Source organism: Rhizobium sp. CC1099 (assembly GCF_029714385.1).
In the GTDB taxonomy this organism is placed as follows: domain Bacteria; phylum Pseudomonadota; class Alphaproteobacteria; order Rhizobiales; family Rhizobiaceae; genus Rhizobium.
In genome coordinates this window covers 136,305-162,206 of sequence record NZ_CP121643.1, presented here as the reverse complement: position 1 = coordinate 162,206, position 25,902 = coordinate 136,305, and the positions used below count along the sequence as shown (strand labels likewise).

Below are 25,902 nucleotides of genomic sequence, written 5' to 3'. Positions count from 1 at the left end.
AAAAGACGCTGTCTTCTGCAGGTCGCCTAGTACGATGGGGAATATACCCTCTGCCGCATGGTGCTTTTATATAGCGCGCGGAAGTTTTTGATTATCAGGTGGATTTCAGTGCGCGGATCTCCGCCTCATCGTCGCCCCCTATCAGTGAGCAACAATGAGCCGAAAAATCCTCTCTTCTCACTGAACAAGTTCTGTCTCAGGGCGCTGGGGCCGGACATGATGGCGTTCGAACGTGAACAGCGGGTGCTTCAGATCGGAATAGGAGCGGCATCGCGCTTATCGGCGCCGCCCCCCAATCGGCTCGGGTTAGCCGAGGCCACTAGACGGTCCCGATCAGTTCAGCACGCTGTTTTGGGGTGAGCACAGGCTCGCTCGCTGCCTTTGTGTTGTCGATCATGGAAGCCGGATTCCCGGTGCCCGGAATTGCGCAGGTGATTGCTGGGTGACCGAGCACGAATTTGAGCGCGAGCTGCGCCCACGAAGTCGCATCGACCTCCGCTGCCCAGTCAGGAAGCGGCTTCGCCTTAAGGCGGCGCAACAGATCACCGCCTCCAAAGGGACGGTTACACAAGACCGCGACGCCCTTGTCCTCAGCCAGTGGGAGTAGTCTGTTCTCCGCTTCGCGTTCTTCTACTGAATAGTTGATCTGAAGGAAGTCGACCGGCGTTGTGTTCAGAACCCGCTCCACCTCGGCATAAGCCGAGCGGGTGTAATGGGTGATGCCGATATAGCGGATACGTTCGGCTTCTTTGAGACTGCGCAGGGTCTGCAGATGCGTTTGCCAGTCTTGAAGATTGTGAACCTGTATGAGGTCGATAACGTCACTGCGAAGCAGCCGGAACGACTGCTCGATCTGCCGGACGCCAGCCTCTCGCCCTGATGTCCACACCTTGGTCGCAAGAAAAGGCTGTGCAGCGCGGGGCTGGCGAGTGAGCAGCGCGCCGACGGCCTCTTCGGCGCGCCCGTACATAGGCGAGCTGTCGAGGAGCGTTCCGCCGGCCGAAAAAAGCGCATCGAGCACATTGGAGAGCCGTTCCTCGCTCAGCGCATTGAGCTTGACGTCGAAGCCACGATAGGTACCGAGCCCTATCACGGGCAGGGCTTCTTTCGTGGCGGGAATGATGCGTGTTAACATCGCTTATCCTCCACTCAGCTCATATACCAGCCACCGTTGACGCTGATCGTCTGACCGGTGATATAGCCATTCCCGGCCAGCAGCACGACCACCGACGACACCTCGTGGGTCTGGCCGAATCGCCCTACCGGGATGAGCGTAGGCTGGATCGCCGAATTGCTCTTGAGCATTTCCGTCTCGATCAGCGCCGGAGCAATGGCATTGGAGGTGATGCCCTCCTTGGCCAGCGCAGCCGCGTAGTAATGAGCAAGCCCGATCAGACCAGCCTTGCTGGCTGCATAATGCGGACCGATGACGCCGCCGAGCTGTGCGGCCACTGACGATATGGTGATGATCCTGCCCCACTTGCGTTCCCGCAGGCCGGGTACAGCGGCCTGAGTGACATGAAAGGCGGAAGTCAGATTGACTCGGATGGTCTCGTCCCAGTCGGCCGCTGTGATCTGGTCGATTGGCCGTGATGGGTTGATACCAGCATTGTTCACGAGGATGCCCAGCGGTCCCAACTGCGCCTCTGTCTCGCGAACGAGATCCACTGCGATCTGCGGGTCGGACACGTCGCCGCCTGCGGCGACTGCCCTGCCACCCTTCTGGCGGATCGTCTCGGCGACAGCCTCCGCGCCCGATCGATCGCTGTGGTAGCCCACCGCGACGCTGGCGCCGGCAGAGGACAGGGCGTACGCTATGTCACGGCCGATACCGCGCGAGGCGCCGGTGACAAGTGCGACTCTTCCGTTAAGACCGCTCATTTCATTCTCCATTCATGTGAGAGGATTGGTGTTCATTCTTCCAGTTCAGGATGAGCATGGTACCCGCCGCAGCTATAAGCGCTAGCGATGGGCCGCAGGCACTGGTCCAGCCGCCGAAGCTCCATGCCAGTACCCCAGCAAAGGAACCGGCTGCTCCCCCGCCGAAGGTGGCGGCCATGTAGAGCGTGTTGACGCGGGCGCGGATCTCATCGCCAAGACCCAAGATGTGCGTCTGGCTCGCGATCTGACCACTTTGCAGACCGAAGTCGAGACATCGGGTGCGCCACAAATCCTCAGGTGATAGAGTGACGATGTCACTCCGCCGATAAGCTGATTTCGACTTCACGACGATTTGCCGGATTAGCAGCATTCGGCAATTCCTGCGCGTCAACACTGTCACCGGTTCTGCCGGTTGGCGATCAGACCGTCGACGACTGCCGGATCGGCAAGCGTCGATGTGTCGCCGAGAGCGCCGAAATCGTCTTCGGCAATCTTGCGCAGGATGCGGCGCATGATCTTGCCGGAGCGGGTCTTCGGCAGGCCGGGGGCAAACTGGATCTTGTCAGGCGCAGCGATCGGGCCGATTTCAGCACGAACATGTTTCACCAGTTCTTGCCGAAGCGTATCCGATCCCTCGTGGCCGGCCATCAGCGTCACGTAGCAATAAATGCCCTGGCCCTTGATCGAATGCGGATAACCGACGACTGCGGCTTCCGAAACCAGGTTGTGAGAGACAAGCGCGGATTCCACTTCGGCCGTGCCGAGACGGTGGCCGGAGACGTTCAGCACATCGTCGACACGACCGGTGATCCAGTAGTAGCCGTCTTCATCGCGGCGGCAGCCGTCGCCGGTGAAATACTTGCCCTTGTAGGTGGAAAAGTATGTCTGGATGAAGCGCTCATGGTCGCCATACACCGTGCGCATCTGCCCGGGCCAGCTGTCGGTAATGCAGAGATTGCCGTCGGCAGTGCCTTCCAGCACCTTGCCTTCATTGTCGACGAGCTGCGGCTTCACACCGAAGAACGGGACGGTCGCTGAACCCGGCTTCAGGTCGATCGCACCAGGCAGCGGCGTGATCAGGATGCCGCCGGTCTCTGTCTGCCACCAGGTATCGACGATTGGGCAACGGCCATCACCGACGACATTGTAATACCACTCCCAAGCTTCCGGGTTAATCGGCTCGCCCACCGTCCCGAGCAGGCGCAAGGACGAGCGGGACGAGCGGGTGACAAAATGGTCGCCGGCACCCATCAACGAACGGATCGCTGTCGGAGCGGTATAAAAGATGTTGACCTTGTGCTTGTCGATGATCTCCCAGAAGCGGCCCTGGTCGGGAAAGTTCGGCACACCTTCGAACATCAGCGTCGTCGCGCAATTGGCAAGCGGACCGTAGACAATATAGGAATGGCCGGTCACCCAGCCGACGTCGGCAGTGCACCAGTAGATATCGCCATGGTGATAGTCGAAGACATATTCATGCGTCATCGACGCGTAGACGAGGTAACCGCCCGTCGTGTGCAGGACGCCCTTCGGCTTGCCGGTCGAGCCTGAGGTATAGAGAATGAACAGCGGGTCTTCCGCCTTCATCTTCACGGGCGGGCACTCGGCTTTGACCGTCGCCGCTTCCTGGTGGTACCAAAGGTCGCGGCCGGGAGCCCAACCGGTCTTGCCGCCGGTCCGGCGCACGACGAGAACCTTGCTGACCGTCACATGCTGGCGGGCCGCAATGTGGATCGCGATATCGGTATTGTCCTTCAGCGGCACCGGCTTGCCGCCGCGCACGCCCTCGTCGCAGGTGATGATGAACGTCGATTCACAGTCTACGATACGTCCGGCAAGCGCTTCCGGCGAGAAGCCACCGAAGACGACAGAATGCACGGCGCCGATACGGGCACAGGCGAGCATGGCATAGGCTGCTTCGGGTATCATCGGCATATAGATGGTGACGCGGTCACCCTTCTTGACGCCATGCTTCTTCAACACGTTCGCCATCCGGCAGACATGCTCGTAGAGCTCGTTATAGGTGACCTTATTATCGATATAGGGGTTGTCGCCTTCCCAGATGATCGCCACCTGGTCGCCATTCGTTTTCAGATGACGGTCGATGCAGTTGTAGGAGACGTTTGTCTGACCGTCCTCAAACCACTTGATCGAAACCTTGCCGGTAAAGGAAGTGTTCTTGACCTTGGTGTAGGGCTTGAACCAGTCGATCCGCTTGCCGTGCTTGCCCCAGAACTTGTCCGGGTTCTCGACGCTTTCCTCGTACCATTTCAGGTACTTTTCCTTATCGATAAGAGCACGCAAAACGGTTGATTTTGCTGGCGGATAGCGGACGATGTCAGACATTTGGCACCATTTTCATTGAGAACAAACCTGATCGGGTCGGCTAAGATGATTTCTAACGAAGACCGGCACCATCGAGCTGGATGGCAGGCATTCGCGATGAGCGGATGTTGCGCCAAATTGGCCCCGGTGTCCGGGTCGGGACGTGAGGTGAGCAGGCAGCGTGGCCGGCACATCAAGACGGCCGCCTGATCAGGCTGCAATCACCTTCGGCATAAGCTCTTCGAGGCTTCTGCGGGCATCGCCATAGAACATTCTGGTGTTTTCCCTGAAGAACAACGGGTTTTCGATCCCGGAATAGCCCGTTCCCTGCCCTCGCTTGGAGACGAAGACCTGCTTGGCCTTCCAGACTTCGAGCACCGGCATCCCTGCTATTGGAGAGTTCGGGTCTTCCTGCGCGGCTGGATTGACGATGTCATTCGAACCAATGACGATAACGACGTCGGTCGAGGCAAAGTCTTCGTTGATCTCATCCATTTCGAGCACAATGTCATAAGGCACCTTGGCTTCGGCGAGCAGGACGTTCATATGGCCCGGCAGGCGTCCGGCGACAGGATGGATGGCGAACCGGACTGTCTTGCCGGCGGCGCGCAGCCTGCGGGTCAGTTCCGACACGGCTTGCTGCGCCTGGGCCACGGCCATTCCATAGCCTGGCACGATAATGACGCTCTGCGCGTCGTTCAGAGCTGCGGCAACACCGGCGGAATCGATGGCGACCTGTTCGCCCGAGATCTCGAGTAGCGGTCCGGCCTTCGTACCAAATCCGCCGAGGATCACAGATATGAACGAGCGGTTCATCGCTTTGCACATGATATAGGAGAGGATCGCCCCCGAGGAACCGACGAGCGCACCAGTCACGATCAGGAGATCATTGCCGAGCGTGAAGCCGATGGCCGCAGCCGCCCAACCGGAATAGCTGTTGAGCATCGAAACGACGACCGGCATGTCGGCGCCGCCGATTCCCATGATCAGGTGGAAGCCGATGAAAAAGGCGAGCGCCGTCATGACGGCAAGGGGCCAGAGACCGCCGCTTTGATAATAGATGATGAGGAGTGCGACGGACAAAAGTGCTGCAGCAGCGTTCAGCCCGTGCCCGCCCGCGAGCTTCCTTGCCTTGCCATCCACCTTCCCGGCAAGCTTGCCGAATGCGACGACCGAGCCCGTGAAGGTCACGGCTCCGATGAAGACGCCAATGAAGATTTCGGCCTTCATGATCAGAAGCTCGACAGCGTCCTTCTGCGCCAGGATCGCGGCATAACCAGCAAGACCAGTACGGCTCGCTTCGTCAAGCGCAGCAACGCGCGCAGCCTCCAGATGTGTGTTAAAGCCGATAAAGACCGCTGCCAGCCCGACAAATGAGTGTAGCGCCGCGACAAGCTGCGGCATCTCCGTCATCTCGACGCGGCGTGCGAGAGCATAACCGATGACGGCGCCGCCCCCGATCATGAGGATAAAATTAAGCCAACTGCCGCCAGCCGTGCCGAAAATGGCGGCGACAAGGGCAAGGCCCATCCCTGCGATACCATACCAGACGGCGCGCTTGGCGCTCTCCTGGCCCGACAGCCCGCCAAGGGAGAGGATGAACAGAATTGCCGCGGCGACATTGGCTGCGGAAATGATACCCATTGTCAAAACGATTCCTCCTCCAGGTTCAGGACTTCTGGAACATTGCCAGCATGCGCCGCGTCACGAAGAAGCCGCCGATGATGTTGATCGTCGATATAAGGACGGCAATCGACGCAAGGATCGTGACCGGGATCGATGCGGAGCCGATCTGCAGCAGCGCGCCCAGGACGACAATGCCGGAGACGGCGTTGGTGACAGCCATGAGCGGAGTGTGAAGAGCGTGCGACACATTCCAGATCACCTGGAACCCGATAAAGCAGGACAGCGCGAAGACGATCAGATGGTTCATGAAGCTTGCCGGGGCGTACGCGCCGGCAACAAGCAGAAGTAAGGTTGCGAACGCGAGCAAGGCGACTTGACTGCGGGTCTGTGCTCGAAAGGCCGCCACTTCCCGCTGGCGTCGCTCTTCAGGGCTTGGCTCCTTTGGCTTCTGCTTGGGCTTTTGCACCGCAATCGCCTGCACCTTAGGCGGCGGCGGCGGGAAGGTCACGGCGCCTTCATATGCAACGGTTGCCCCGCGTATGACGTCGTCTTCCATGTTATGGACGAGACTACCGTCCCTTGCTGGCGTCAGATCCGCCAGCATGTGGCGAATGTTTGTGGCGTAAAGGGTGGAAGATTGTGTCGCCATGCGACTCGGAAAATCCGTATAGCCAATGACCACGACGCCATTGCTCGAGACAATCCGTGTGCCTTCGACCGTGAGCTCGCAATTTCCGCCCCGTTCGGCGGCAAGGTCGACGACCACCGAGCCAGGCTTCATCATCGCCACCATGTCGGCCAGCCAAAGCTTGGGCGCGTCGCGACCTGGGATCAGGGCGGTGGTGATGACGATGTCGATTTTGGGTGCGAGCGAGCGGAATGTATCGAGCTGCTTCTGACGAAACTCTGGCGAGGACGGCGTCGCATAGCCCCCGGTCGCCGCTCCATCCTGTTGCTGATCGCCAAAGTCGAGGAAGACGAACTCGGCGCCCATGCTTTCGATTTGTTCGGCGACTTCGGGGCGCACGTCGAACGCATAGGTGATGGCGCCCAAGGATGTCGCCGTGCCGATGGCGGCCAGGCCGGCGACGCCAGCGCCGATGACCAGCACCTTGGCCGGCGGCACCTTGCCGGCAGCCGTGACCTGGCCGGTGAAGAAGCGGCCGAAATTGCTGCCCGCCTCGATCACGGCGCGGTAGCCAGAGATGTTGGCCATCGAGGACAAAGCATCCATCTTCTGGGCGCGCGAGATGCGCGGCACCAAATCCATCGCTATGACGTTGACGCCCCTGTCGGTCGCCCGCGCAAGCAGCGCGTCATTCTGGCCTGGGTAGAAAAACGAGATCATCGTCTTTCCGGCATCGATACTGTCAATTTCGTTGGGCTCCGGCGGGCGCACCTTTGCGATGACGTCCGCTGACCGGAAGAGCTCCGTCGCGCTTTCGATGATCTCAACACCGGCACCGCGATAGGTGTCGTCAGTAAATCCCGCCAGAAGACCGGCGCCTGACTCGATCAAGCAGGTGTGGCCGAGCTTCTGCAAATGGGCCGCGCTATCGGGCGTCATAGCAACGCGCGCTTCACCGGCACATATTTCACGTGGAGTCCCGATCCTCATTGTCCCTCCTCTCCTCCTCGCCTGCTCACAGGCTCACAGGCGCGCAGTCATGGACGGCGGCGAGAGCCGCCGGCCAAAACTCAATGTTGGCGATGTCATGAGATTTGCCTTTGCGGTCCAAGGGACCAAAGCAAAGGCGTCTGAACGCTAGCCTGCTTCAGGCAATCATTCGGCCGCCGTTCCGTAGGCGACGTTGCGGCCGCCATAGCGCCTCACACGCACATTGGCTTGCTCCGCGTGACCAACGAACCCTTCCAGCATGCAAAGCCGCGAACAATATTGGCCGATCATCGTGGCCGCCTCATCCGTCAGCACCTTCTGGTAGGAATGGGTCTTGATGAATTTCCCCACCCAAAGACCGCCGGTATAGCGGCCGGCCTTCTTCGTCGGCAGCGTGTGGTTCGTGCCGATGACCTTGTCGCCATTGGCGACGTTGGTGCGGGGGCCAAGGAAAAGGGCGCCGTAAGAATGCATCTTGGCAAGAAACCAGTCATCCCGGTCGGTCATGACCTGAACATGCTCCGAGGCGATGTCATTGGCAACATCGAGCATCTCCTCATAGGTGTCACAAACGATGATCTCACCATAGTCCGCCCAGCTCTTTGACGCGGTATCGGCAGTGGGCAGGATTTTCAGGATGCGGTCGATTTCCGTCAGCGTCGCCCGCGCAAGTTTGTGCGAATTGGTGATCAGGACTGCTGGCGAATTATAGCCATGCTCGGCTTGTCCGAGCAAGTCAGTTGCGCAGATCTCGGCATCGACCGTTTCATCGGCAATGACCATCGTTTCCGTCGGGCCCGCAAAAAGGTCGATCCCCACGCGGCCGTACAACTGGCGCTTCGCCTCGGCAACGAAGGCATTGCCGGGGCCGACAAGCATATGGACCGGCTCAATGGTCTCGGTGCCGATTGCAAGTGCTCCGATCGCTTGGATGCCGCCCAGCACGTAGATTTCGTGGGCACCACCAAGATGCATCGCCGCGATGACGGCCGGGTTCGGTTCTCCCCTGAATGCCGGTGTTGCGGCAGCAATCCGCGGCACGCCGGCGACGGAGGCGGTCGCAACCGACATGTGAGCCGAAGCGACCATCGGGAATTTGCCCCCCGGAATGTAGCAGCCGACCGACTGAACGGGGATGTTCTTGTGCCCAAGAATGACGCCCGGCAAGGTCTCGACCTCGATATCGAGCATGGAGTCTCGTTGAGCCTGTGCGAAATTGCGAACCTGGGCCTGGGCGAATTTGATGTCTTCCATGTCACGAGCCGAAACCCGATTCATGAGCGCCTCGATCTCGCTCGCAGAGAGCTTGAAGGACGCCGGCGAATATTTGTCGAATTTTTCCGAAAGTTCGCGGACCGCGGCGTCGCCTCGCGCCTCGATGTCCTTCAGAATATTTTCAACGGTCGAGCGGACTTTCTGATCGTCTTCGGAGCGCTCGTTTTCGGGCTTTCCGCGCTTGATATAGGTAATAGCCATTGTCTTCTCCCTTTCTGAAAAGAGCATAAGCTGCTACATCTGCGTTGCAAGTTTTCATGCACGTAGTGAAAAATTTTCAGGACGACGCAGATGAAACCGACGGCAAAACAAGTTGCTCATGCAGCCGGCGTCTCCATCGCCGCCGTTTCCCGAGCCTTCACACCGGGAGCCCCGATCAATCCGGAAAAGAAAAAGAAGATCTTCGCGGTCGCCGAGGAGATCGGTTACATCAGCCCGGCCCGGCGGACCGCCAAGGCCGTGGCGGCAAGCACGATAACGCTGGTCGCGGGGGACCTTCACAACCCCTTTTACCCGCTCGTGCTCGATACGCTCGCAAGACACCTGCAAGAGAGCGAGCGCCAGTTGCTGGTTTATGCCCTGCCGACTGACTGCAACATCGACGCGGTCACAGACCAGGTGCTGGCGGCACGTCCATCGGGCATCATCGTCACTTCCGCATCTCTGACATCGAACATGGCACGTGCGTGCCGGCAAAATCAGATCAAGGCCGTTCTGCTCAACCGGATACAGCGCGACATGCGCATCAACGCGGTCTCCTGCGACAATTATCAGGGGGGTCGCGATATCGGTCGGCTGCTGCTCGATCGCGGTTACCAAAGGATCGGTTTGATCGGCGGCGTCGCCAATACGTCGACACATGCCGAGCGCGTCCGGGGCTTTCGTGATGTCCTTGCGGAGTCGGGAAGAACAATTCATGCGCAGGCGAGCGGCAACTACCAGTATGAGATCGGCAAGCAGGCAGCTGTCCAACTTCTTTCGGTGGTCCACCCGCCGGACGCGATCTTCTGCTGCAACGACATCATGGCATTGGCGGTCATCGATGCGGCAAAAGAGCGGGGACTGCGCATCCCGCAGGATCTCGCCGTCGCCGGTTTCGACGACATCCCGATGGCGAGCTGGAGTTCCTACCAACTGACGACGATCCGCCAACCGGTCGAGCGGATGGTGCAGGAGGCAGTCAGTCTGATCGACGATCCCAACATCAAGGCCTCCGATAATGGATTCACGCGCATGCTGTCGGGAACACTGGTCGTACGTTCAAGTGCTTGATTGGGCAACCGTTCGCGCGACGGCATCGACGCGTACCGGCGATGCGATGGACCGGTCGGGCGCGTAATCTGAGGCGTGAGTTATAGCGGTGATCAGGCAGGTCGCTATCCCACCGTGTCCCCGAACGTAACGTCTGGCACACATGTGATCTGGTGATCAACGAAAGAGCTGCCGTCGGATTTGGCGGCACCATCAAAGCAAAAACCGATCGGGTCGTTTTCGAGCTGATCGGTCAGTCGGCGATGGTCCCGGTCTCAACCCCGGATCATCCTCTTGCAATTTTACGGCGGCCGTTGCCCTTTGCCGACGTGCGTGCCGAAACCCGTTCGTGGTCTTCGACGCTTCAAGCTCGCGTCCAGATTTTCCTAGTCGTGAGAACATCCAATTTGTCTCCATGGAGAAACTCCCGTTCTCGTCCAATGAAAAGGCGGGCGGCCAGGACAACGTGGAGTAGAAGACTGGTTGCGTTCGAGGACCAAGGCGGGCGGAACGTCGGTTCTCATCCGTCGGCGCTCGCCATTGGCCGCATGCGATCTATTTGGCTATGCCAGATTGTCCACCGTCCTACGAAGGGTTTGCGATGGCAGTTCGCCGAAGCGCCTTCGATATTGGCCGGAGAACCGGCCGCCATGCGTAAAGCCCCATTTCTGCGCAATGCCTCTTACCGATTGATCAGATTCGCCAGATGAAAGCTCCTGGCGAACAGCATCGAGACGGAGATGCTCTAGGTAGGCCATAGGCGTCGTCATACGAAATTTTCGAAATCCACTTTGCAGAGTGCGGATACTGACACCGCACGCCTCGGCGATCTCGTTCAGCGTCACCCCCCGGGAAACGTTGGTATGCATATAGTGGATTGCACGCTTGACGTGCCATGGAATGGGAGATGTGGTCTTGCGGGAAAACTCGCGGGCGTAGTTGTGCCCAACCGCGTCGATGAGAAACTCGAGGCTAGCCTCCAGAAGATGCCCGAGCGCCACCGGTGTTTTATGCAGGGTCTCACCTGCAAGGCCGTGATGCATGGTCATTGCGAGTCGCGCCAAATCCAAACCCGGTCCCTGAGAAAGATCGATCTCATTGGCAAATTGCAGGCGGCCCCGCACTGAAATGTTCAACCGAACTTCGATCCGCCGCACCAGCTCTGCGTGAGGCACCCTGAAGCAAAGATGTGTTCGAGGGCCGGCAATGTGAAGCTCATAATTCTGTAGCCGATCGACAAAAACGCCGAGGTTTTCGATGGACGGTATCTTGCGGTCGGTGACCGCGACTATGGCGTTGCCCGTAAGCGGGATCAGAACCGTGGCCGTGTCGATCGACGCGGGAAAATGGATCGTGAAAGCTCCGTCATAGCTGCTCGCTATGATCGAGATCCCCCGCGTGCCGACCAAGTCGATCCGGTATTTTGTCGTCCCCCTGCTTTCCCTTCTCACCTCTCCATTGTGCAGGTGGGAAAGCGACGCCGAGAGCTCCTGCAGATCCGTTCCGGCGAACGACAGGTGGTCGACGCTGTTCCAGTTCACATCAGGCACTCCCGTCGCCTCTGGACAATGGTGATGTCTGCGTTTGCCATGAGCCGAAGCGTGGTTCCCGATCGTCCGTCATCGACGCGGCACGATCGGCGCTCTCTTGCCGCAGCCCACAGGATGAAGGCAGAAAGAGCAAGCAGGATGACGTTGAGCGGCAGCGCGGCGGCTTCGCCGCGGAAGAGATGCAAGACCATCGCGGCGATCTGCAGCACCGTCGGAAGTTGTCGTTAACGTCTTGCGTGCCTTCCTGAGTCATTTTTTGTCCGCCTTGTCCCGTGTGCCTTCGATATCCGGCCGAACCCGGTTCATACCCGTCCAGAGCTCGTGACAATCATAAACACAATATGCTGAGCCAAGCCGCGCGGCCTCGTGGCGCAACCATGACAACCACTTATGAAGATGGGCGGTCCAACAGGCCGAAGTCATGGCTCACCTCGCGCTGATCGGGAGACAATGCAGTCCGGTCATAGACAACACTCCTTCGTCAGGTTGCGCTCCTGTGGTGCTCCGAAAACTTGCGAACCGGCTGCGATGATTTCGGCGAGCACCGACACCGCCAGCGACTTTGGATCGCGCGACGAGGGGATTACACCGATCGGCCCGCGAACTCGGCTCGACTGTTCAAGGGAGACTCCAATCTCTTCCAGCCGCTGCAGCCTTGAGCGTTGGGTGGCGCGACTGCCCTGGGCACCGATATAGAAGGCAGGGGTCGACAGAAGATGCTTGAGGATTTCCGGCTCGTAATCGTGATCATGATAAAAGAGCACGGCCGCTGTGTGCGCATCGATCTGCAGTGCGAAAAGCTCTGAAAGGTTGGTGAGCTCGCGGCAATGGTTGCCGGACGCCGGCGTTGACGCAAGTGTTATGGCATCATGAGAGACCAGCAACTGTTCGTAACCAAGCCCCTCGACCCAAGCAGCAAACACCGATGCCTCTGGTCCAGCCCCGAACGTTAAGAATTGCAGCGGCGGCTCGAACCCAAGGGAGAAACCATGCGTATCGACCTTTGTTTCACAGACTGGCCCGAGCGTGAGTCGGCCGAATTTCGAAATCTGTAGGCTGACGGGCCGCCGGAGCCTCCTGACCTTGGAAAGTTTCCGCAGCACCTCGACATCCCGCAGCGGAAACAACATGACATCGATGCCACCGCCACAGGGTAGACGGATGTCGATGAAGGTGGATCCCTCGCCATAGCGAAGCACCCGCACATCACCGCCCGTGCGAATATCATTCGCATGCAGGATGAGGTCTGCTTCGACACAGCCCGACGTGATCGCCCCGGCAAAACTCCCGTCGGGAAGAATTGCCATGGCCGCTCCTGGCGAGCGATAGGCTGGACCGCGAGTTTCAGTCAGAACGGCAAGAACCACATCGCCGCTGATGGCATTGCTGGCAAATTCCCATGGATCGGCGAGCGCCGGATGCGCGCCTGACAGCAAAGGCGCGGCTTGCAACTCACATCGCATCGGCAATCCTCCCGAATACCTAGTCGCGAAAGCTCTCTCCAGCCGCCTTGCGTGATGCGCAAGGCACGGGGTGCTGGCCCGAAACCCTTTCGGCTCCACGGCCCGCCTCTCAAAGAACCTTATTTATCACTCGAACACTAAACGCCTTCTCTGTCAAGTATCAACATCCGCACCGAGCAAACTTCGCGTGTCCGAACAGACGGTTATGCTTGGCGATCCTGCATGCCGATGTGATTGCCGGCGGCGCTGCAGCATGCGGGCAGTCGCCCTTCCACGATCAATCCGCCGTCCACCCGCCATCGACGAGGAGAGCGCTTCCCGTGACAAGCGACGATGCATCCGATGCGAGGAAAAGCACCGCTCCGACCACGTCCTCGGGCGTACCGAGGCGGCCAAGCTTGATTTTCGAGACAATCGCGTTTCGGGCGGCGGCATCCTCCAGAAACGGCCTTGTCATTGGTGTTTCGATGAATGTGGGGGCAACCGTGTTGACTCGGATCCCAACAGGGCCAAGCTCGACGGCGAGCGCCTTCGTAAACCCCTCCAACGCCCACTTGGAGGCACAGTAGATGGTCCGATTGGCGGCGCCGACATGCCCCATTTGCGATGACATGTTGATGACCGAACCTTGAATGCCGAGGGCGGCCATACGGGTCGTGACGGCCTGAGCCGCAAAGACAGCGGCCCGCAGGTTCAATCCCATCACCGCGTCGAAGTCCTCCTCCGTAACGTCTGAGAGTGGCTTCGGCCTGTTCGTGCCGGCATTGTTGACGAAGATGTCGTAGGCCGGGATAGCGTCGACGGTCGCGCGAAAGCCGGCGATATCGCTGACATCTGCAACAAGCGCCTTAGCCTTGAAGCCATGATTTCGGATGGACTGGGCGCCCTCTTCCACCTCGCTTTCGGTCCTAGCGCAGAGGGTGACCTCTGCGCCGGCGCTCGCCAGTCCCTCAGCGATCGAGCGACCAAGCCCGCGTCCAGCGCCGGTGACGAGCGCCCGACGCCCGGACAGCGAAAGCCGTTCAAGGATGTTGAAACCGGACATGGTCTCGTTCACTTGATGGCTTGCGGATTAATTGGCGAGCCGGCCCCACCGGGCAAATGCAAGGGCGGCGCCAGGAAGAAGAACTCATAAACCTTGTCCTCGGCGCAATCCTCGGCAAGCTCCTTGAGGTAGAAGATCTCGCCCATCGCAATACCCATCGCCGGGATGACGACCCAGTGCCAGGGCTGGTTGGCTTCCTTGGTTTGATTTGGACGTACTTCGCATCCCCAAGTGTCGGTGCAGATGCCGGCAACATCCTTATCACGAAGCCAGAAGCAGGTATCAAAGCCCATGCCAGGCGCATCGCCCCCGGCGTACCCTTCCCAACTTCCCTTCGCCAGACAGCGCTCCTGATGGCCTGTGCGGACAATCACGAAATCGCCCTTGCGTATCTCCACGCCCTGCGAGGCCGCGCAGCCATCAAGGTCGGCAGGCGTGATCGGGTAACCGTCGTCCAGCGATGCGACACCTTTCCAGCGTGCGATGTCGAGAAGCACGCCACGCCCGACCATCTTGTCGCGATAGTGCTCGATGCCCAGCTTCTTGGCGCCTTTGACGTCGACAAGTTTTGCGTCGTAGCCGTTATACATTTTGTCATCGAGGAAGATGTGGCAGAGCGCATCCCATTGCGTCGAGGCCTGGCAAGGCATGTTGATCGCATCATCGGCGTAGCGCAGATAGGGTGCCGGCTCGTCTTGATTGCCGGCGGCCGCGTCCGTGCCCGTTGCCAGCATCGTGTGGATCGGGTTCCAGCGGCCTCCGAACAGGCCTGACTGGATCTGTTCCTTCAGCGACAGCCCAAGCGAAAAGGTTTTGCCCTTCCTGACCAGCGATGCTGCCGCAACGATGTCGGCAGGGTCGATGTTGTTCAGGGTGCCGATCTGGTCGTCGTCGCCCCAGCGTCCCCAGTTCGAAACCTTCTTGGCGGCGTCGTAAATCGCCTGACGGGTGAATGTCATGATGAATCCTCCTCCTAGGTTATCATTTGATAAATAAAACTCATCCGTCACAGTAGTCAAGAAGTCTTTTTCCGTGCTAGGAAAACCGCATCAGCCCAAACCTCGATTTTCGTAGGACAATGGTTCCAAAGCACGCCACCAAGAGACGCCGCCTTCCGCCCACCGAAAGGCGTGAGGAGATCCTCCAGAAGGCCATCAACCTCTTCTCGGAACATGGGTTCGAGAGCAGTACCCGCGAGATTGCCCGGCAGCTGGGCATCACGCAGCCCCTGCTCTATCGCTACTTTCCAAGCAAGGAAGACCTCATCCGCGAAGCCTATCGTTCTGTCTATCTGGAGCGTTGGGACGTGGAGTGGGATCGGCTGCTCTGCGACCGCGCCAAGCCCCTGGAGTTGCGACTGAAGACTTTCTACGGCAGTTACACACAAGCGATTTTCACCCGCGACTGGATGCGCATCTATCTCTTCTCAGGCCTGAAGGGCGCTGACATCAATCGTTGGTATATCGGCCTTCTGGAGGAGCGGATCCTCCAGCGTATCATCAAGGAATATCGGCATCTGGCGGGTCTTAGCGACGAGGGCCCGCCGGAGGCCGAAGAACTCGAATTGGCCTGGGCATTGCACAGCGGTATCTTCTATCTAGGCGTTCGCGAGCACATCTTCAGTCTACCACCGCCGAAAGACCGTCAAAGGATCATCGCAAACGTCGTGGACGTCTTCCATCACGGAATCCAGGCGTATTTTTCGAAACTTTCGGCGATGAAGCCGGCAAAGCTTGCGGCGCAATCCTAGACGCAAACCTCAGCATCGATCATTAGAAGGGCTCGCATGGCTGTGTTCCGCGGCCGGGCTAAGCCTTCCTGGCTTCGAAAATTCGGCCGAATTCGGAAAACGTTGAGCAGCTGTTGACAAAATAAATAATCGACCGATAATTATCGTGCCGGTACTGGCCATCCTCCCCCGTGCCGCCTCCCGGGCAAAGAAAGCATCCAGCCGGAGCCCGGGAGGTAGCAGGGACGTGGAATATGAGCTCCGACAGACTGAAGCATCCGTCTGCTTTCTTTGGAAATGGACAGAAAGTTCGGCGGAGAGCGCACAACGTCCGACGGTCGGGAGGAGCAAGCCGGCGTCCGGGGACGTGACTTTGGGGGCAAGCGCCGGCGAAAGCCGACGGAGGGAGGAAAGATGTTCACAATGCTGGAGGGTCAGCGGAGGCTGACCCGTAATCAAAAGAGCCTGATCGCGGCCGGGGCCTTCGGGCTCGTTCTGGAATTTCTCGACTATTTCTTGATCGGTTTTATTTTGACCTTCGTCTCGAAACCTTGGGGACTGACCTTTGGTCAATCCTCGGTCATTCTCCTGTCCTCCGGGGTGGGGGCGATGATCGGCGCTGCCTGGTTTGGTCGCATGGCTGACCGTTTTGGGCGCCGGAAGATCTTCATGACAACGATTACGGTCTTCAGTCTGAGCATGTTTGCCCTGATCTTCACGCCGGAAACACCCGCCGTCGGGTGGTTGTATCTCAGCTTTTTCCGCTTTCTCATCGGCTTTGGCGCCGGCGGACTATATTGCGTTGATCTGCCGCTCATCCAGGAGTTCGTGCCCTCGCGGAAACGCGGGCTTGTGACTGGTCTGGTCACCTGCGCGGTTCCGCTCGGTTTCCTCATCGGCTCTGCCATGGTTGCTTTTGTCGCGCCCGCTATCGGCTGGCGTGGACTGATGGCGGTGTGTGTTGGCTTGAGCCTCGGGGTGCTGTTCATGCGGCGGTGGGTGCCCGAATCGCCACGCTGGCTGATGCACAATGGGCGCGTGGCCGAAGCCAGGGCATCGATTGCCTGGGCGCTTGAAGTCCCCCCGGCGTCGTTGCCGATGACGGACGCGCCGCCAGCACAACCTGCTGGAAAGCTGAAGGACCTGCTTCAGCATCCGCGGGCTTTGCTCATGAGCTGGACCTCAAATATAGGCATGCAGACGGGCTATTACGGGCTAACGCTTTGGGCCCCGTCGCTCCTCGTTCTTATCCTTGGCGTGAGCCCGGCGCAGGCCGCTTTCTATATGATCTTCATCACCATGGCGGCGCTTGCCGGGCGCGTTTCATTTTCCTTGCTGTCCGAGGCGATCGGCAGGCGCGCGGCAGGGATACTGTGCACGGGCGGCGCTGCGGCGGTGCTGTTGCTGGCCGCCTTCTTGGCCGGATCACTGCAAGGCGCATTCCTGGGCCTGATCGCGCTGATGATGCTCGCGTTCTTCTTCGGTGAAGGAGGGTTCGCGATCGTTGGACCTTACTCGGCGGAGGTCTGGCCGACACACCTACGCGCCACAGGCATGGGAGCAGCCTACGGGTTCGGCGGTATCGGAAAGATCATTGGGCCAATGGGACTGGCGGTGATCGTCGGGGCATCGACTTCGGCTTCGCCAGCGTCCGGTCAGATCCCTTTTGAAAATGCCTTCATCTACTTCGCTGCGTGGTACGCACTGGCTTGCCTCGCCTATCTCTTGTGGGGCATTGAAACGCGCGGGCGCACCATGGAAGCGATCGACGCGAAAGCTTAACGCGAAGAATTGAGGCAATTTGACTCGACGGGTCGAACTGCCTCATCAAACAATTGCCGAGATGACAGCCTTTCCGCTACCATCAAAGGCGATAGGTTTACCGGCTTCGTATTTGTCCCTGTACCAAGCAGAGACTCTGCAAGACTTTGGAGCGCGCCTATGCTCGCATTCAGCGGCAGCCGGCCGGGGTCGAGGACGACACCTATGATCGACCCGTTCGGCCGGGCCGTCACCTATCTGCGCGTCTCCGTGACCGACCGCTGCGATTTCCGCTGCACCTATTGCATGGCCGAAAACATGACCTTCCTGCCGAAGAAGGATCTATTGACGCTGGAAGAGCTCGACCGGCTCTGTTCCGCCTTCATCGCCAAGGGCGTGCGCAAGATCAGGCTGACCGGCGGCGAGCCGCTGGTGCGCAAGAACATCATGTTCCTCATCCGCGAGCTCGGCCGGCAGCTCGGCACCAGTCTTGAGGAACTGACGCTGACGACCAACGGCTCGCAGCTCGCCCGCCATGCCGAAGAACTCTATGACTATGGCGTGCGCCGCATCAACGTCTCGCTCGACACGCTCGACCCGGACAAGTTTCGCAAGGTGACGCGCTGGGGCGAGCTCTCCAAGGTCATGGAGGGCATCGACGCCGCGCAGAAGGCGGGGTTGAAGATCAAGCTGAATGCGGTGGCGTTGAAAGGCTGCAACGAGGACGAGATCCCCGGCATGCTGCGTTTCGCTCACGGCCGCGGCATGGACCTGACCGTCATCGAAACCATGCCGATGGGCGAGATCGAGGAGGACCGTACCGACCAGTATCTGCCGCTCTCCGAGCTTCGCGCCGATCTCGAGCGTCAGTTCACGCTGACCGATATCGGCTACAAGACTGGCGGCCCGGCGCGCTATGTCGAGGTCGCCGAGACCGGCGGCCGCCTCGGCTTCATCACGCCGATGACCCATAATTTCTGTGAAAGCTGCAACCGCGTCCGCCTCACCTGCACCGGCACGCTCTACATGTGCCTTGGCCAGAACGACGCCGCAGACCTGCGCTCGGCCCTGCGATCTGCCGAAGACGACAGCCTGCTCCATGCTGCGATCGATGAAGCGATCAGCCGCAAGCCCAAGGGTCATGACTTCATTATCGACCGCACTCACAAGCGGCCGGCGGTGGCGCGGCATATGAGTGTCACCGGCGGCTGAAGGTAGGATAGGCTCGAATGTCCGACATCCCTCCGATCGATGGTGCGACTGGCGGGCCCCAGGCAGCAGGCCGAAGCTCTATTCCCCGCGTCGCCATCATCTTGCTTGCGGCCGGTCAGTCGGCCCGGATGGGTCCGACTGGTGCGCACAAATTGCTTGCGGAGTTCGACGGGATCCCGCTGGTGCGCCGCATGGCCACGGTTGCGCTCGGCTCGAATGCGGCGGCCGTCATCCTTGTGACCGGCCACCGGCGAAGAGAGATCGAGACTGCAGTTGAGGGCCTGAACCTGGAGGTGGTCGAAAATCCACATTATCTCACGGGGATGGCGAGCTCCTTGGTTGCAGGGTTTCACACCTCGAAGATCGGCAGATCGATGGCGCTTTGGTTATGCTTGCCGATATGCCAGGCTTGCTCAGTTCGCACCTTAATCAGCTGATCGCCACCTTCCAATCTTCCGGGCGAGATTGCATCGTGCGCGCGGCATGTCAGGGGCGGCCCGGAAATCCGGTTATTCTACCGACCTCACTCTATCCGAAGATCTTGCAGCTGCAAGGTGATGTCGGGGCACGCCAGATCATTGAAAGCGCGTCCTTGCCTGTTATTCAGGTAGAGATCGGCGAAGCTGCGCTCCTTGATCTCGACACGCCAGAGGCGGTGAAGGGTGCCGGCGGCATCATTAAATATTAAATGCTCAGGCACGCGTGCAAGCATCACGGCAGAGAACAAGTTCTGCGGTCCACGCTAGACCCACATCAAGGTGATGGGAGATGATTCAGACGGCCGGATGACGCCAATCGCGCCGAGCCCGCGGCTCGACGCGGGCTGGCGCTACGCCAGTTGACGCCTCTTCCAACTTGACGGCATGATGTGAGCAAAAATGAACAGGGCGGGAACAAGAGCATGAATCTGCGGCAAATCCGATATTTTCTTGAGATCGCCGAGCACGGCAATTTTACGCGTGCCTCTGAAGTTCTCAATATCGCTCAGCCCGCCCTCTCAAGACAGATCCGGCTTCTCGAGGAAGATCTGGGTGAAGCCCTTTTCATTCGATCCGGCCATGGCGTTGCGCTGACCGCTGCGGGCAAGGCTTTGCGTGAAAGAGCAACAGCGCTTGTCTACGAATTTGACAAGCTTCGTGATGTCGTTGCCGATCAATCAGAACCGCGAGGCCATCTCACGGTCGGGTTGCCGCCTGCCATCGCCCAGATGGTGAGCATTGAGCTGATCGACGCTTACTGCCGACAGTATACCGATGTTCACCTTCATATTCGCGAAGGGATCAGTTTGGATCTCATTGCCGGTATCCAGCAGAGCAAAATCGACTGCGCAATCGTCGTGTCCGACGAGAACCAGGGCATGCGCTCCGAATTTCTATTCAGGGAAACCCTTTTCCTCGTCGCCCCCGCATCTCAGAAATACGACCTGAACCAGGAGCTCACGCTGGATAGCGCTGCTGGCAAGCCGCTCATTTTGACCAACAGACTGAACAATTTTCGCGTGGCGATCGAAGATGCTTTTGGGCGTAGCCAGCTGCCGATGCGCGTCTTTGCTGATAGCAATTCCACAAGCATGATCGCAGCCCTCGTCGCCAAAGGCACCGCTTATAGCATCTTGCCCTATTGTGCGATTGACGCCGCCCTCAACCAAGGGCTTGTTTCAGCAAGCCCGATCCAGGGGCTCTATGTCGACTGGGCATTTGTGAGCCCTCCTCAGACGGAACTGACCATTCCTGCGAAGCTCTTTCATCAAATGCTGCTCGATCAGATCCGTCGAAAAATCGAAGGAAATAACTGGCTGGGCGCCGTGATGACAGCTACGCCTGGGCCGGCCAAGGCAGACCCTTAGCACGGCTCTCATCGATGGCGCGGTGCAACCGCCTGCGACGCGCAGGCAATTTTTCGTTGAAGCGGCGCATGGGGCTATCGGCTTTAACCCACGGACGCGATCTTGGCGGTGACTTGGGCTGTCGCAGTGCCACTAACATTGAACTGGCCAAGCAAACGAAACAGTGCGGTGGCTTCGGCCGCAAGATTGTGGGCGGCGGCAGCGGATTCCTCGACCATCGCCGCATTTTGCTGGGTGCCGCGGTCGACGACGTTGATTGCTTGGTTGATCTCGGCAATTCCGAGGGACTGCTCCTTGGCAGCTTCGACGATCGCCTCGACATTGTCGCTCACCTGCTGAACCTGCGATACGATTGCATGAAGCGCAGTGCCCGTTTCACCAACCAAGGCAACGCCAGTCTGGACGTGGACATTCGACACGGCAATCAGCTGATTGATCTGTTGCGCAGCCTTGGCAGAGCGCTGCGCAAGTTCGCGCACCTCCTGGGCAACGACTGCAAAGCCTTTCCCGGCATCACCTGCCCGCGCTGCTTCGACGCCAGCGTTTAGGGCCAGCAGATTGGTCTGAAAGGCGATCTCATCGATAACGCCGATGATGCCGGAAATTTCTGTTGAAGAGGCTTCAATTTTGCTCATTGCCTCAATGGCGCGACCAACAACCGTCCCGGAAATTTCGGCATTCTCCCGTGTCCGACGCACAAGACGCCCTGCCTCTTCAGCGCGTCGGCTTGCCTGCGCCACCGTTGTCGTGATCTCCTCCAATGCCGCAGCCGTCTCCTCGACGGAAGCTGCCTGCTGTTCTGTGCGCTTCGACAGTTCGTCCGATGCGCTGCGGATCTGCTCCGAGCCCGCGGTGATGGCGCTGGCATTGCGTGCGACCGCGTGCATCGCTTGAAGAAGCCTGCTCATGGCGGAGTTGAAATTAGCGCGCAGTACATCGTAGCGGTGTCCGAGATCCGAGCAGCGCACCGTCAGATCACCTTCAGAAAGTGCTGCTAGCGCTTGGCTCAATTGTTTCACGACATGTGCCTGTCCCTCAGCTTCCTCCTGCTGAATGCGGGAGCTCTCGGAACGTTCCTGTTCGATCAGCTTCTGCTGTTCGCCTTCACGCTTTTCCATCGCCAGACGATCGCGAACCTTGTCTTGAAGGATCTTCGTGGCTCTTGCCATCATTCCGATTTCGTTCGTCAGGCTGGTATGGGGAATAGCGATCATGACGTCGTCGTTCGAAACCGCCGACAGAGATGAATGGATGCGGGCGAGCGGTCGCGTAATGCTGCGCATGACCACAAGTGCTCCTATCAAGCTGACGATGAGGACAGCCGCCACGACCGCGAGTGCCTGACCGTAAACCTGGTTGACCTTCGCATCGATGTCATCGAGATAGGCGCCGGTCCCAAGGACCAGCTGCCATGGCTCAAAAGCCTTTGAGTATGAGACCTTCTTGAAGGTCACATCATCTGCGCCACCGGGTTTTGGCCAGAAATATTCGCTGAAACCACCGCCGGATCTGCCGGCAGCGATGATATTCTTGATCAGTGGCGTTCCGTTTTTGTCGGTCAGGCTTATGAAGTTCTTGCCAACCCCGACATTGCCCGGGTTGATGACGCGCACGCCGGAATAGTCATATCCGAAAATAACACCCTTCGGCTCGTAATGGATCTGGGAAATGAGCGCCGTCGCCTGCGCGATTGCATCGTCCCGGCTTATCTTCCCGGCAGTCTCGTCACCATGGAGTTTCGTCACGATTGAATAGGCGATATCGACCTGGGTCTTCAGCGCGTCCTTGCGTTCGCTGTAGATTGTTTTGGTTGCTGAATTGATGAGGAATACGGCAGCTATGGCGAAGAGGATGACAAGGCCCGTCGTCAACATGATCAATTTGGTAGAAATGCGGACATTTGACATAGAAACCTCTCCGGAGGGCAAGGAGCTGATCCAGTTGACACGCGTTTTTTGAAACGGACTTGGAGACGGAGACGGCTTTCAGCCATTAACCTCCCAGGTAGAGTTGGCTGATGAGCTCGCTGTCGCGAAGTTCAGCGGCAGTGTCCGCCGAAAAGGCTACCTCACCATGCACGAGAACATAGCCTCGATCGGCAATGCGCATAGCTTCCTGAAAATTCTGTTCGGCCATGATGACGGTTAGCCCGAACTGCTCTTTCAACTCACCGATCTTCGCGATCGCCTGTGACACCATGATCGGTGCCAGACCCACGGAAGGCTCGTCGACAAGGAGAATCCGCGGCGAGGACATGATCGCCCGGCCAAGCGCCAGCATCTGCTGCTGTCCGCCTGACATAGATCCGGAGAGCTGCCGGCGTCTTTCCTTCAGGATTGGGAAGGCGCCATAACAAAACTCCAGATTGGCGACGATCTTTTTTCTTGCGGCTTTCCGATAGGCGCCGAGGAGCAGATTTTCCTCCACGGTCAGCTGCGGAAATAGCCGCCGCCCCTCTGGAACGATGCTGATACCGTGTTCAACGATTTCATCGGTTTTGAGGTTGGTCAGGTCAATCGCCTGTCCGTCAAGCTCGAGGATGATCGAGCCATGCGTCGGACGGACGTCGCCGATCAGGCACTTCATCAATGTGCTCTTGCCATTCCCGTTGGTGCCGAGGAGGGCAACTGTCTCGCCGTCCCGCGCTTCGATTGACAGACCATGTAGAACTTGCACCGTGCCGTATCCGGCGTGCAAGTCGCGCACCACTATCTTAACTGCCAAGATATGCCCTCCGCACTTCTGGATTAGCCATGACATCCGCGGGCGCGCCGTCGCATATGATCCGGCCGGCGGTCAGGCAAACGATGCGCTGCGAAAACCGCATGACCGCTTGCAGAATATGCTCCACCATAATGATGGTAATGCCGGAAGCGTTGAGCTCCATCAGAATATCGAGGATTTCGTGGACTTCCTTGGTGGCAAGGCCGGCCATGGCCTCGTCGCAAATCAGTAATTTGGGACGAGCGGCGACTGCCCTCGCCAGCTCAAGTTTGCGCAACTCAACCTGCGACAATTGTCCCGCCGGCGCGTTCATGCGATCGGAGAGCCGGACGCGGCGTAGTAGATCGCTCGCTTCGGAACGAACCACACTCTCGTTCTTGGCGTCAACCAGACGGTGAACGATGTATTCGAGCGGCACCATCAGATTCTCGATGACAGTCATCGAGTGGAACGGCTTCGGGATCTGAAACGTCCGCGCCAAGCCGGCCTTAGCCCTGCGATAAGTCGCTAGCTTCGAAATGTCTGCGCCGTCAAATGCAATTGCTCCCCCTTCGATCGGCAAAACGCCGGAAATGCAGTTGATGAGGGTTGTCTTGCCAGAGCCGTTCGGGCCGATCAGACCGAGGCGCTCGCCCTTGGCAATGTCTAGATTGACATCGGTGAGCGCGGTAAAGCCACCGAACCGTTTCGTGACGTTGTCCACCTTCAAAAGGCTAGTCATGCGCTTTTGCTCCTTCGGCGAGGCGGATTGGTTTTGCGCCTGGTTGGACGCTCTTGCGGACAAGCTTTACCAAGCCCACCAGACCTTCAGGTGCCATGATCACAAAGACGACCATGAGCAGTCCAACAACGAGCAGGTGAAGCTCAGGGCTCGCCGAGGCCGCGAATTGCTGGCTGCCGGCGATCAGGATTGCGCCGAGCACGGGCCCCCACCAGCGCGACATCCCACCCACAACGGCCATCGAAAGCGCCATAACCGAATAGTTCAGGCTAAACGTCGAACTCGGTTCGACAAAGCTTGTATAGAGCGGGAACGGAGCACCAGCTGCCGCCATGAGCGCGCCCGATATCGCGCAGGCTATGAGCTTCAGCCGCAAGGTCGGAACTCCCGAGCACTCAGCCGCCGCTTCTGCGTCGCGCACGGCATGAAGGCCTCTGCCGAGCCAGGAACGCTCGATGTATCGAGCGACAATGACTGCAATAACCGTGAGGATCGTCATGACGAACAGCAACAGCCTGGTATAGGTCTCGAATCCAAACGGGACCTCTGGGCGGATGATCTGCATGCCCGTCGCGCCGCCGACGAAACGCCAGTTGAGGATGAAGGTCTCGATGACGATCGCGGCTGCGATCGTTGCGATCGAAAAGAAGATGCCTTTCAGGCGAAGCGTCAGTAAACCGGCCCCGATACCAAGGAGGGAGCCAACGACGGCCGCACCGACGATCTGTAAGAGGAGTGGCGCATCGAAGGCCTTCATCAGCACAAGAGCGGTGTAGGCGCCAAGACCGAAAAAGGCCCCTGTTCCAAAATTGACGTAACCTGCGTAGCCGCCGAGAATGTTCCAGGCCGTTGCGAGCACGACGTATTGAAGAATGACGTACCCGACATACAAGTAGTATTCGTTGAGCCCGAGCCTCGGCAATAGGAATGCCACGACCGGGAGCGCCAGCGCGAGTAACCAGAATGGGATCGAGTTGTTTTTCATCGTCCGAAAAGCCCCTGTGGCCGCAAGCCCAATACGAGCAAGAGAAGTCCGAAGGCCACCGCAGGCGCCCATGAGGCACCAAACGCGGTCAGTACGAGGGATTCCATCACTCCCAGCAAAATGCCGGCGATCAACGTCCCGTTCATACTTCCCAGGCCTGCAAGGACCACGACGCAGAAAGTTCTGCCAATATAGACCCTGTCGAGACTCGGCTCGACGGGGCTAACGATGATCAGGAGCGCACCGCCGACTGCTGTCGCCGCGGTGGCAAGGCCGAACGCCCATTGTTTGGTCAAAACCGGGTTCGCCCCAATCACCTTCAACGCCCACGGATCCTGAGCAACAGCACGTACCGCGCGCCCCCGGAATGTTTTGGACAGATAAAGATTAAGGCCAAGAACCAGGCCGACGGCCACCACAAGCGCGACGATCAAGCGCCAGGGTATTCTCATTTCCCCCAGCCTGAGGCTGCTGCCGATATAGGGTGCACTCACACTTTGCTGGTCGAGGCCGAAGATGAGCGAAAGCACAACCTGGACAATGAAGGCAATGCCGAAGAAAAAGGCGATCCCGCGTACCCCCGCATCGGTGCCGCGCTTCTCGAATGCCTCATAGTAGAACCGGTATACGGCGGCACCGAGGAAGAAAAACGGGATTAATATGAGGGCTCCGGCGACGAGCGGATCGATCCCGTAGGATCCGAGCAGGAACGTCATGTAAGCTGCCAACACAAGGAAGGAAGCGTGGGCGATGTGGGGCACGTCAAGCAGCCCGAATGCGATCGAGAGCCCGATGCTGACGGCTGCGTAAAAGCAGCCGACAAGAACACCGAAGACGAGCCCCTCAAACAAAAGATCGATCGAAACCATGGTCATTTCCTCCCTCGGAGC

22 protein-coding genes and 1 pseudogene are annotated in these 25,902 nt (G+C 58.9%); 6 read left to right on the top strand and 17 right to left on the bottom strand.

Features of this window, described 5'->3' with window-relative positions; all coding sequences use genetic code 11:
• Nucleotides 1-319 precede the first annotated feature (319 nt).
• The 7 genes from QA644_RS34165 to hisD form a co-directional block, all read right to left on the bottom strand.
• On the bottom strand, nucleotides 320-1,135 hold the full coding sequence (locus tag QA644_RS34165) for an aldo/keto reductase (protein WP_283074340.1): 816 nt from the start codon (nucleotides 1,133-1,135) through the stop codon (nucleotides 320-322).
• A 14-nt stretch (nucleotides 1,136-1,149) separates the two neighbouring features.
• Complete coding sequence (locus tag QA644_RS34160; RefSeq protein ID WP_283074339.1) at nucleotides 1,150-1,881, bottom strand: 3-oxoacyl-ACP reductase family protein; 732 nt, start codon at nucleotides 1,879-1,881, stop codon at nucleotides 1,150-1,152.
• A gap of 1 nt (nucleotide 1,882) precedes the next feature.
• Nucleotides 1,883-2,251, bottom strand: a complete 369-nt coding sequence (locus tag QA644_RS34155; protein ID WP_283074338.1) for a hypothetical protein — start codon at nucleotides 2,249-2,251, stop codon at nucleotides 1,883-1,885.
• Between the two features lie 26 nt (nucleotides 2,252-2,277).
• The gene (acs, locus tag QA644_RS34150; RefSeq protein WP_283074337.1) at nucleotides 2,278-4,227 is read right to left on the bottom strand and encodes an acetate--CoA ligase; all 1,950 of its coding nucleotides are present in this window, start codon (nucleotides 4,225-4,227) and stop codon (nucleotides 2,278-2,280) included.
• Nucleotides 4,228-4,416: 189 nt separating this feature from the next.
• Nucleotides 4,417-5,856, bottom strand: a complete 1,440-nt coding sequence (locus tag QA644_RS34145; RefSeq protein WP_283074336.1) for an NAD(P)(+) transhydrogenase (Re/Si-specific) subunit beta — start codon at nucleotides 5,854-5,856, stop codon at nucleotides 4,417-4,419.
• Between the two features lie 19 nt (nucleotides 5,857-5,875).
• Nucleotides 5,876-7,450 (bottom strand): Re/Si-specific NAD(P)(+) transhydrogenase subunit alpha, encoded by a 1,575-nt coding sequence (locus tag QA644_RS34140; protein WP_283074335.1) that lies wholly within the window; start codon nucleotides 7,448-7,450, stop codon nucleotides 5,876-5,878.
• A gap of 165 nt (nucleotides 7,451-7,615) precedes the next feature.
• Nucleotides 7,616-8,926 (bottom strand): histidinol dehydrogenase, encoded by a 1,311-nt coding sequence (gene hisD / locus QA644_RS34135; RefSeq protein ID WP_283074334.1) that lies wholly within the window; start codon nucleotides 8,924-8,926, stop codon nucleotides 7,616-7,618.
• Between the two features lie 90 nt (nucleotides 8,927-9,016).
• On the opposite strand from hisD, the gene QA644_RS34130 reads away from it, so the two are divergent.
• Nucleotides 9,017-9,997, top strand: a complete 981-nt coding sequence (locus tag QA644_RS34130; RefSeq protein ID WP_283074333.1) for a substrate-binding domain-containing protein — start codon at nucleotides 9,017-9,019, stop codon at nucleotides 9,995-9,997.
• 542 nt (nucleotides 9,998-10,539) lie between these two features.
• Here the strand turns inward: QA644_RS34130 and QA644_RS34125 are convergent.
• The 5 genes from QA644_RS34125 to QA644_RS34105 all read right to left on the bottom strand — a co-directional run bounded on the left by QA644_RS34125 (nucleotide 10,540) and on the right by QA644_RS34105 (nucleotide 14,993).
• Entirely contained in the window at nucleotides 10,540-11,517 is a 978-nt protein-coding gene (locus QA644_RS34125; protein WP_283074332.1) for an AraC family transcriptional regulator, read from the bottom strand.
• Nucleotides 11,514-11,717: a hypothetical protein gene (locus QA644_RS34120; RefSeq protein ID WP_283074331.1), complete on the bottom strand. Its 204-nt coding sequence runs from the start codon at nucleotides 11,715-11,717 to the stop codon at nucleotides 11,514-11,516. The genes QA644_RS34125 and QA644_RS34120 overlap by 4 nt, the downstream gene beginning before the upstream one ends.
• A gap of 270 nt (nucleotides 11,718-11,987) precedes the next feature.
• Nucleotides 11,988-12,989 carry an XdhC family protein gene (locus QA644_RS34115; RefSeq protein ID WP_283074330.1) on the bottom strand — a complete coding sequence of 334 codons (1,002 nt, stop codon included), beginning with the start codon at nucleotides 12,987-12,989 and terminating at the stop codon, nucleotides 11,988-11,990.
• A 277-nt stretch (nucleotides 12,990-13,266) separates the two neighbouring features.
• A complete protein-coding gene (locus tag QA644_RS34110; RefSeq protein ID WP_283074329.1) occupies nucleotides 13,267-14,034 on the bottom strand; it encodes an SDR family NAD(P)-dependent oxidoreductase in 768 nt (255 codons plus the stop codon).
• 8 nt (nucleotides 14,035-14,042) lie between these two features.
• Nucleotides 14,043-14,993, bottom strand: a complete 951-nt coding sequence (locus QA644_RS34105) for a cyclase family protein (protein ID WP_283074328.1) — start codon at nucleotides 14,991-14,993, stop codon at nucleotides 14,043-14,045.
• 119 nt (nucleotides 14,994-15,112) lie between these two features.
• On the opposite strand from QA644_RS34105, the gene QA644_RS34100 reads away from it, so the two are divergent.
• The 5 genes and pseudogenes from QA644_RS34100 (at nucleotide 15,113) to QA644_RS34080 (ending at nucleotide 20,582) form a co-directional block, all read left to right on the top strand.
• The gene (locus QA644_RS34100) at nucleotides 15,113-15,784 is read left to right on the top strand and encodes a TetR/AcrR family transcriptional regulator (protein WP_283074327.1); all 672 of its coding nucleotides are present in this window, start codon (nucleotides 15,113-15,115) and stop codon (nucleotides 15,782-15,784) included.
• A 393-nt stretch (nucleotides 15,785-16,177) separates the two neighbouring features.
• Entirely contained in the window at nucleotides 16,178-17,545 is a 1,368-nt protein-coding gene (locus QA644_RS34095) for an MFS transporter (RefSeq protein WP_283074326.1), read from the top strand.
• Between the two features lie 159 nt (nucleotides 17,546-17,704).
• Nucleotides 17,705-18,736 carry a GTP 3',8-cyclase MoaA gene (gene moaA / locus QA644_RS34090; protein WP_283074325.1) on the top strand — a complete coding sequence of 344 codons (1,032 nt, stop codon included), beginning with the start codon at nucleotides 17,705-17,707 and terminating at the stop codon, nucleotides 18,734-18,736.
• A gap of 128 nt (nucleotides 18,737-18,864) precedes the next feature.
• Nucleotides 18,865-19,424 (top strand): annotated as a pseudogene (locus QA644_RS34085) (nucleotidyltransferase family protein).
• Between the two features lie 213 nt (nucleotides 19,425-19,637).
• Entirely contained in the window at nucleotides 19,638-20,582 is a 945-nt protein-coding gene (locus tag QA644_RS34080) for a LysR family transcriptional regulator (RefSeq protein WP_283074324.1), read from the top strand.
• A gap of 83 nt (nucleotides 20,583-20,665) precedes the next feature.
• Here the strand turns inward: QA644_RS34080 and QA644_RS34075 are convergent, their stop codons facing one another.
• From QA644_RS34075 to QA644_RS34055, 5 genes are all read right to left on the bottom strand, one after another.
• On the bottom strand, nucleotides 20,666-22,489 hold the full coding sequence (locus QA644_RS34075) for a methyl-accepting chemotaxis protein (protein ID WP_283074323.1): 1,824 nt from the start codon (nucleotides 22,487-22,489) through the stop codon (nucleotides 20,666-20,668).
• Between the two features lie 85 nt (nucleotides 22,490-22,574).
• The gene (locus tag QA644_RS34070) at nucleotides 22,575-23,306 is read right to left on the bottom strand and encodes an ABC transporter ATP-binding protein (RefSeq protein ID WP_283074322.1); all 732 of its coding nucleotides are present in this window, start codon (nucleotides 23,304-23,306) and stop codon (nucleotides 22,575-22,577) included.
• Nucleotides 23,296-24,027, bottom strand: a complete 732-nt coding sequence (locus tag QA644_RS34065; protein ID WP_283074321.1) for an ABC transporter ATP-binding protein — start codon at nucleotides 24,025-24,027, stop codon at nucleotides 23,296-23,298. The genes QA644_RS34070 and QA644_RS34065 overlap by 11 nt, the downstream gene beginning before the upstream one ends.
• A complete protein-coding gene (locus tag QA644_RS34060; RefSeq protein ID WP_283074320.1) occupies nucleotides 24,020-25,012 on the bottom strand; it encodes a branched-chain amino acid ABC transporter permease in 993 nt (330 codons plus the stop codon). The genes QA644_RS34065 and QA644_RS34060 overlap by 8 nt, the downstream gene beginning before the upstream one ends.
• A complete protein-coding gene (locus QA644_RS34055; RefSeq protein ID WP_283074319.1) occupies nucleotides 25,009-25,881 on the bottom strand; it encodes a branched-chain amino acid ABC transporter permease in 873 nt (290 codons plus the stop codon). The genes QA644_RS34060 and QA644_RS34055 overlap by 4 nt, the downstream gene beginning before the upstream one ends.
• Nucleotides 25,882-25,902: the final 21 nt, after the last annotated feature.

Bases quoted from the DNA above. Each gene is read 5' to 3' on its own strand.
- QA644_RS34115 (WP_283074330.1), bottom strand. From the start codon at position 12,989: ATGCGATGTGAGTTGCAAGCCGCGCCTTTGCTGTCAGGCGCGCATCCG.
- QA644_RS34130 (WP_283074333.1), top strand. From the start codon at position 9,017: ATGAAACCGACGGCAAAACAAGTTGCTCATGCAGCCGGCGTCTCCATC.
- QA644_RS34165 (WP_283074340.1), bottom strand. From the start codon at position 1,135: ATGTTAACACGCATCATTCCCGCCACGAAAGAAGCCCTGCCCGTGATA.
- QA644_RS34060 (WP_283074320.1), bottom strand. From the start codon at position 25,012: ATGAAAAACAACTCGATCCCATTCTGGTTACTCGCGCTGGCGCTCCCG.
- QA644_RS34100 (WP_283074327.1), top strand. From the start codon at position 15,113: ATGGTTCCAAAGCACGCCACCAAGAGACGCCGCCTTCCGCCCACCGAA.
- QA644_RS34120 (WP_283074331.1), bottom strand. From the start codon at position 11,717: ATGGTCTTGCATCTCTTCCGCGGCGAAGCCGCCGCGCTGCCGCTCAAC.
- acs (WP_283074337.1), bottom strand. From the start codon at position 4,227: ATGTCTGACATCGTCCGCTATCCGCCAGCAAAATCAACCGTTTTGCGT.
- QA644_RS34140 (WP_283074335.1), bottom strand. From the start codon at position 7,450: ATGAGGATCGGGACTCCACGTGAAATATGTGCCGGTGAAGCGCGCGTT.
- QA644_RS34075 (WP_283074323.1), bottom strand. From the start codon at position 22,489: ATGTCAAATGTCCGCATTTCTACCAAATTGATCATGTTGACGACGGGC.
- QA644_RS34110 (WP_283074329.1), bottom strand. From the start codon at position 14,034: ATGTCCGGTTTCAACATCCTTGAACGGCTTTCGCTGTCCGGGCGTCGG.
- QA644_RS34095 (WP_283074326.1), top strand. From the start codon at position 16,178: ATGTTCACAATGCTGGAGGGTCAGCGGAGGCTGACCCGTAATCAAAAG.
- QA644_RS34160 (WP_283074339.1), bottom strand. From the start codon at position 1,881: ATGAGCGGTCTTAACGGAAGAGTCGCACTTGTCACCGGCGCCTCGCGC.
- QA644_RS34105 (WP_283074328.1), bottom strand. From the start codon at position 14,993: ATGACATTCACCCGTCAGGCGATTTACGACGCCGCCAAGAAGGTTTCG.
- QA644_RS34065 (WP_283074321.1), bottom strand. From the start codon at position 24,027: ATGACTAGCCTTTTGAAGGTGGACAACGTCACGAAACGGTTCGGTGGC.
- QA644_RS34155 (WP_283074338.1), bottom strand. From the start codon at position 2,251: ATGCTGCTAATCCGGCAAATCGTCGTGAAGTCGAAATCAGCTTATCGG.
- hisD (WP_283074334.1), bottom strand. From the start codon at position 8,926: ATGGCTATTACCTATATCAAGCGCGGAAAGCCCGAAAACGAGCGCTCC.
- QA644_RS34080 (WP_283074324.1), top strand. From the start codon at position 19,638: ATGAATCTGCGGCAAATCCGATATTTTCTTGAGATCGCCGAGCACGGC.
- moaA (WP_283074325.1), top strand. From the start codon at position 17,705: ATGCTCGCATTCAGCGGCAGCCGGCCGGGGTCGAGGACGACACCTATG.
- QA644_RS34055 (WP_283074319.1), bottom strand. From the start codon at position 25,881: ATGGTTTCGATCGATCTTTTGTTTGAGGGGCTCGTCTTCGGTGTTCTT.